This is a genomic window from Stenotrophomonas sp. STEN023 (assembly GCF_056760135.1).
Genome location: NZ_JBRREF010000162.1, coordinates 1 through 1,312, shown reverse-complemented (window position 1 = coordinate 1,312; position 1,312 = coordinate 1). Strand labels below are relative to the sequence as shown.

The following is a 1,312-nucleotide window of genomic DNA, read 5'->3' as shown; positions in this document are numbered from 1 at the left end:
TGAATCGCCCCGGCTTCTCCGGAGGCCATTTCGTTTGAGTCACGCCGCGATGGCGTGACCCGTGTTGCCGGCGTAGTACGCCGCCTCCGCTTCCGCCGGGGGTATGTTGCCGATTGGCCCCAGCAGTCGCTGGTTGTTATACCAGTCGACCCAACCCAGGGTCTCCCATTCGACCTCCTCCCGGCTGCGCCAGGAGCGGCGGTTCGTAACCTCGGTCTTGAACAGTCCGATCACCGTTTCGGCCAGCGCGTTGTCGTAGCTGTCGCCGACGCTGCCCACCGAAGGTTCGATGCCGGCCTCGATCAGGCGGTCGGTATAGCGGATGGAAAGGTATTGGCTGCCCCTGTCGGAATGATGGATCAGTGCCTTCTCCGCTGGGCGGCGCGCCCACACGGCCTGCTCGAGTGCGTCGAGCACGAACTGCGTCTGCTGCGACGAACTGGCCCGCCAGCCGACGATCCGCCGGGCGAATACGTCGATCACGAAAGCCACGTACACAAATCCCTGCCACGTCGGCACGTAGGTGAAATCGCTCACCCACAGCGCGTTCGGCCGGTCAGCCTTGAACTGCCGCTTCACCAGGTCCATCGGCTTCTCTTCCACCACTTCCTGCCCGATCCATTTGCGCGGCTTGCCACGCACCACGCCCTGGAGGCCAGCCCGGCGCATCAGTCGCTCCACCGTGCATCGGGCCACCCGCACGCCTTCCCGGTGGAGCTGGCGCCACACCTTGCGCGCCCCGTAGGCCTGCCGGTTCTCTTTCCAGACCCGGTCGATCACCGGCGCCAGGGCCTGCTCCCGATGCCAGCGCGCCGGCTGGCGCGACGGGTCGGCCTGGCGGCTGGTGTGCTCGTAGTACGTCGACGGGGCGATCGGCAACACCTTGCAGATCGGCTCGACCCCGTAGGCATCGCGGTGATCGTCGATGAACCCCTTTAAGGCTTGAATCGGCGGTCGAGCTCCGCCTGGGCAAAATACGCCGACGCCTTGCGCAGGATCTCGTTGGCCTGGCGCAGCTCGCGGTTCTCGCGCTCCAGGGCCTTGATCCGGGCATGCTCGTCGGTCGTCAGCCCGGGCCGCAGCCCGCTGTCGCGCTCGGCACGGCGGACCCACGTCCGCAGCGTCTCCGCCTTGCAGCCGATCTTCCCGGCCACCGACGTGATCGCCGCCCACTGGGAGCTGTGCTCGCCCTGGTGGTCCAGGACCATCCGCACCGCCCGCTCACGCACCTCGGGTGCGTACCTCGTCAATCTGTTGCTCATGGCTCCATCCTCTCAAGGTTTGGAGCCTCCGGGAAAGACGGGGCGATTCA

Annotated in this window: 1 protein-coding gene and 1 other annotated feature; the gene reads right to left on the bottom strand. The window is 66.7% G+C overall.

Annotation, left to right across the window (positions count from 1 at the left end):
- Positions 1-39 precede the first annotated feature (39 nt).
- Positions 40-1,262, bottom strand: a protein-coding gene (locus tag ACVOLV_RS22150) for an IS3 family transposase (protein WP_245213529.1) whose coding sequence is annotated in 2 segments (ribosomal slippage) — positions 40-974 and positions 974-1,262 — 1,224 coding nt in all. Because the reading frame shifts where the segments join, the coding sequence is not laid out codon by codon here.
- Positions 865-981 (bottom strand) — a sequence feature (AL1L pseudoknot). Its footprint overlaps the gene before it by 117 nt.
- Positions 1,263-1,312: the final 50 nt, after the last annotated feature.